At 42.7% G+C, this 5,253-nt stretch carries 4 protein-coding genes and 1 pseudogene; 3 read left to right on the top strand and 2 right to left on the bottom strand.

Translation table 11 applies throughout. The annotated features are described in order from the left end of the window. Positions 1-494: 494 nt before the first annotated feature. The 3 genes and pseudogenes from ACJAT7_RS17655 (at position 495) to ACJAT7_RS17645 (ending at position 1,984) form a co-directional block, all read left to right on the top strand. Positions 495-608, top strand: coding sequence for a hypothetical protein (locus ACJAT7_RS17655; protein WP_415228112.1), 114 nt, complete (start codon positions 495-497; stop codon positions 606-608). A gap of 94 nt (positions 609-702) precedes the next feature. Beyond that, positions 703-930 carry a hypothetical protein gene (locus ACJAT7_RS17650; RefSeq protein WP_415228111.1) on the top strand — a complete coding sequence of 76 codons (228 nt, stop codon included), beginning with the start codon at positions 703-705 and terminating at the stop codon, positions 928-930. Next, positions 930-1,984, top strand: a pseudogene (locus tag ACJAT7_RS17645) (alcohol dehydrogenase family protein). The gene ACJAT7_RS17650 and the pseudogene ACJAT7_RS17645 overlap by 1 nt, the downstream one beginning before the upstream one ends. Before the next feature lie 319 nt (positions 1,985-2,303). Here ACJAT7_RS17645 and ACJAT7_RS17640 read toward each other — a convergent pair. Together ACJAT7_RS17640 and ACJAT7_RS17635 are read right to left on the bottom strand one after the other, a co-directional pair. Next, positions 2,304-2,663, bottom strand: a complete 360-nt coding sequence (locus ACJAT7_RS17640; protein WP_415228110.1) for a hypothetical protein — start codon at positions 2,661-2,663, stop codon at positions 2,304-2,306. Between the two features lie 370 nt (positions 2,664-3,033). Further along, positions 3,034-4,308 (bottom strand): KamA family radical SAM protein, encoded by a 1,275-nt coding sequence (locus ACJAT7_RS17635; protein ID WP_415228109.1) that lies wholly within the window; start codon positions 4,306-4,308, stop codon positions 3,034-3,036. Between the last annotated feature and the right edge of the window lie 945 nt (positions 4,309-5,253).

The following is a 5,253-nucleotide window of genomic DNA, read 5'->3' as shown; positions in this document are numbered from 1 at the left end:
CTTAATTCGGTCAGATCGTCCATAAAGTTATTAAACCTCTAAATCACGGGATTGAGATAAATCAACAGCGACTAATATATGCTTATAATTCCTTCCGATTGGCGCTACCATTATTAATGCGTTTAAAATAAGTTTAGCACCAATATCAACCCTTTCAGTTTTAATGGTCAAGTAAATCTGACCACCGTTTTATGTTTTTTAGGGCGCAATGGGGGCGTTAGCGAGATGGCCTATCACGCTCGGTATGGGGAGAATTTGGGTGTGATATTTTTCCTACTGTCGGGAAAAAGCGCTCATGTTGAGAGTTTAAATTTACACTCTGTTTATCTGTTGAGGTAGCCCCTTTACGCTCGCTATTTCTCCCAAAAGCAAGCCATCCCTATCATCTAGCATAACCTATTGACAAGGGTAGAGTGATTATTATTAAAGAAAAAATTGCAATTAGTCTTGAAAAGACTTTCAGTCAATATGGTTTCGCCGAGCCGAGCGTAGCGATGCTAAAAACGGCGTGTAACGTCAGCCTGCGAACGCTGTACAAACACTATCCCTCTAAAGAGATGATGTGCGATCGAGTATCGTCATCAAAGATACCTCACTTTTCTGCTTAACGAATCTCCTCCCCGTGGTATTGATTTTATTTTTCATATTTTGAGTAAACTTGAACAATGGATGAAGGAATTCGCGCCGCACGGCTGACTGTCGATGAACACTATTGCCGCCTTTCCCGGCAATCCGTTTATCTGCAAGTCAGTAAAAGAACACAAACAAAACGTTCGCCATTTCTTAGGCCAACAAAGCCAGAGAGAAGATCTTGCGACCGCTATTTTTTTGCTGCATGAAGGCGTATCAAGTGCCTGGCCTGTACTGGGGAAAAACGCGATAACATCAGCCGAAAAGGCGCTATTAACACTTTTAAAGGAAGACAAATAATGTTCACTATTCCAAAGAACATGAAGGGTATCCAGCTTGTCGGCCATGGTGGCCCGGACATGCTCCAATACCGTGATGATATTCCGGTACCAACACCAACTTCAAATGAAGTGCTAATCCGCGTTTCTGCCGCGGGTGTTAACAATACCGATATCAATACCAGAATAGCCTGGTATTCGAAAAGCGATAGCAGTAGTTCTGATGCAAGCTGGTCTGGTAATCCCTTAGTTTTCCCTCGTATTCAAGGCGCAGATATCTGTGGCACTATCGTTGCCGTAGGTAATAACATCAGTAGAGAACGTATTGGGGAGCGCATTCTGATCGAACCTTGTCTTAGCGAAGCCAATGGTCAGCAACTTAGCTTATCTGGCTACTATGGATCAGAATGTGATGGCGGATTTGCACAATATACTGTGGTCGCTGCCAAGCATGCCTATGCTGTCAATAGTGCTCTCTCAGATATCGAATTGGCTTCATTTCCCTGCTCTTATTCAACCGATGAGAATATGCTTACTCGAGCGAAGGTCACATCAAGTGACAGAGTGTTGATATCGGGTGCCTCTGGTGGTGTTGGCTCGGCAGCGGTCCAGCTTGCCAAAGCGCGCGGAGCCTATGTTATAGCGATTACCAGTCCAAGTGAAATCAACAACTGCTGGATTTGGAAGCAGATCAAGTCATCTCACAAGATGCCGATTTGATCGAAACGCTAGGCGAAAACTCTATTGATGTCGTGATCGATTTAGTCGCTGGAAAGCAGTGGCCTCAGTTTTTAGAATTGTTAAAATCGGAAAGCCGATACGCCGTGTCTGGCGCGATTGGCGGCGCTTTGGTTGAACTAGATATCAGAACACTTTATCTAAAAGATTTAAGCTTTTTCGGCTGCACAGTGCTTAAGCCTGAAGTATTCCAAAACCTGGTTAACTGCATCGAGCAGCGTAAAATCAAGCCCATCGTTGCACAAGCATTCCCACTGGAAGAGATAAATACGGCGCAAGACGTGTTCTTGCAAAAGAAACACGTAGGTAAAATTGTCCTAAAAATATACCAAGAATAACAACGCATTAACGAAAAAAGAGTAAATGCATGAATGGCTTTGTATTGAAGATTCAGTTCAAGGCCATTGCTTAGTCAAGCGCTCATTTTTTACACTGGTATTCAATCTAAGCAAAAATTTAATGCGCGATTTACTCAACCGGTATTGTCTATTTAACCTCTTATTTTTGCACTGAGTCATATTTGTGCTTGCTTAATTGGAGTCTGATATTTCCTTGAATATAATGATTTAAAAAGTATGGATGTCCTGTCTTTCTTGCGAAATTAAGAACCCTATCAGTATCTTATTGTGCTGACTAATGGGCGCCGGACTGCACACTTCACTCCAAAGCGACGGGAGAACAATTTTTAATCGTCACTTTTCCCTGTAACAAGTTGCCCTTGGAATATTCGTTAAAATGGCAGGTATTGGTTTTTGGATTATAGTTTTCGATCCACAAATTATCGTCTTTCCAGGTCGCGGTAATATGTTGCTGACCATCCGGTACAGTAATTGACATCACACCCCCATAATGTTTTACAAAAACTTGCTGAAAATGAAAATAGTAAGCCATCAAACCAATAAAAAATACAATGGAACACGCAATCATGGCAGATTTCCATTTGTTGTTCTTACCCAATAGAAAGCCCAATACAGCCATTATCGCGATAATAACAGCCCAGTAAAAATAAGTAATCATTCTCAACTCCTCGTGGTGGTTTAAATTTGTCTGCTGGTTTAAGGCAGGTTAACACGTTTAAAAATCCCAGGGGTTTTATAAAATGGTGTTTTCTTTAGGCGTAGCGAAAAATATATCACGAAATTTGGTTACTTGTGGGGTTGGAAGTCGTGATTATTAGGGGAAGCGGGGGTAAAGCATGGCTGTCATTTTGTACAAGCGTTGAGTAATAGGCATTAATGTCAGTATTTCGCTCCCTCATAGCGATCAAAAAAGAGGGACATATGAGGTAAGCATATTTTAGATATTACGAAAATTGATATTTATGCTACCTATAACTCTACCCACAGCTGTATAGAAGGAAAAATGGTAGAGTCAAAAGAGTGCATTATTACTCATCTAGTAGGAATGTCATGTCGACGCTGCGCCCTTCAAAGTTAGTCGCGATGAGTTTGGTTTTACCATCGATCTCTTGCTTTCTGACGTATTCCGGCTGTACAGGCATTTTACCTAGACCACCAATACCATCAACAATAAAAGTTGGAATGGCAGGCCCAGATACCCAGCCTCGGATGCCATGGTAGATCTCCAGCATACGATCATAGCTGACCTGAAACTTGCTGTTACCAGGAGCGGGATCCATGGAATACACATAGTAAGGACGAATACCATTGGAGATCAGCTCCATGACCAGATCACGCATCACTTCAACGCTGTCGTTAACGCCCTTGATCAACACGCTTTGATTGCCCAGCATTATGCCGCTATTGCGCAGCAATGCCATATGTTCCACAAACAGTGGTGTGATCTCTTTGGGATGATTGATCTGAGTATTAAGCAGGGTTACACGGTTTTTTACCAATACCTGGCACAGCTCTGGCGTAACACGAGTAGGTAACTGAGCGGGCAAGCGGCTGCCGATACGCAGTATTTTCAGATCTGGCCTAGCCTCACGGATCATGGACAGGATCTGATCGAGCTTGTCATCCGTCAGCAACAATGGGTCACCTCCAGACAGCAGCACATCCTGCACTTCCGGGTGCTGACGTAAGTATTCAACGGAGTTACGGATCCTATCCATAGAGATAACATTCAAGGGATCAGACACCATGCGCTTGCGAGTGCAGTGGCGACAATAGGATCCACAAATATTGTGTACCAGAAAGAGCACGCGATTGGGGTAGCGGTGAACGATAGAGGTTCCCTCTGGCATCATGTTATCTTCCCCTAGCTGATCCCCCATCTCTTGTGGTGCCACATCCATTTCATTTTGCTCAGGTACGTATTGAATGCGGATCGGACAAGCCTGATCGTCCTTATCCATCAACTGAGCAATATAAGGCGTAATACGAGTGGCAATGACCTTATAGACCTCATCATCGACTCGGTTAATATTGTTAAAAACCTTGGCGAGCTCCTTATCCGTTTTAAAAGAGCGGGATAATGTTTCGCGCCAAGGGCGACCGGCGACATCAAAGTCCATCAATGACTGATAGTCAGCAAACTTATCCTCTTTTTTATTATTGGCCAGTTTAAGGGAGATATCAGGGGTGTACTGCTTAACTTTTATAGAGATATGCGTCATGAAGGTTTCACCTATAGCGGAATCAAATTTAATTATAGTTATAATAATTAGAACGCTAGTGGTTATAGTTCTAATTGTCATTGCGTTTATAATAAAAGATTTCAATTGCGTCATTGCAAATCATTACTCTTTGATATTATAGCAGTTAACAAGTAAGCCGTTATTTTCAACTAATCTAGCCTCCGCCAATGACAATGTCGGGTTCACTTAGCGCATAGTCAATCTGACAGTTCAGTCTGCTAGACTCAACTTGTTCTGACAAATCTAGGCTCGCTAACGCCCAAGAGCGAGCGTAAAACCTCTCCTATCCTTATCGCTATATTTTCGAAGTGACCGTATTTACGCCCGTGGCGAACGCGGTTTTATAGTGGAAGCGAAGGCGGAGCAAAAAACCGTCAGATTGCCTGCGATTGTTAGGCATTTCCCGCTTCGCGCGAGCCTTCTAATTTGGACTCCAATCCATCAAATATTTGGAAGTGACGCATATTGAAATGTATATCTGAACTTGCTTTTTACAATCTATTAGACAGTCATTGTGCGCATATTGCCTTAGTATCAGCATCAAGTGATTCAGAGCCAATACGTAGCAAACAGTTAAGAAGGGCGCAATGTCATCTTTCCGATAGTAGTGTTATTTCTAATCTTCCTGATACCTTCTAGGGTTTTAGGCAATTGGCATATTTGATTTACGAATTTTTGATTCCCGTATTGCGCTTTTAATTCTGCTTGAACTCGCACAATAAATACCCTTGATTTTATAGGCTCAAATCCGAAGGGCAGCCCATGTAATACAGCAGAAATATGGTAATAGGGGAAACAATAATAAATACTAGGCCTCTGGCTAGGTCAAATAAGAAAGTGATCAGCTGACTAGCGCCGAGATAAAGTACCAACTTTTTCCAAAAAGAATCTTGGCTCATGGCAATCTTATAGGTGGCAAAAACGGCACTTACTAGGAGGAAATGCACATATATTAGCGACCACTAAACGCACGCATCGGGGGGGGGGGGATCAACGGGTCGACGC

It is taken from the genome of Psychromonas sp. (genome assembly GCF_047632995.1).
Classification (GTDB): Bacteria; Pseudomonadota; Gammaproteobacteria; order Enterobacterales; family Psychromonadaceae; genus Psychromonas.
The sequence above is the reverse complement of the archived record's forward strand: the minus strand, read 5'-3'. Positions and strand labels throughout refer to the sequence as shown.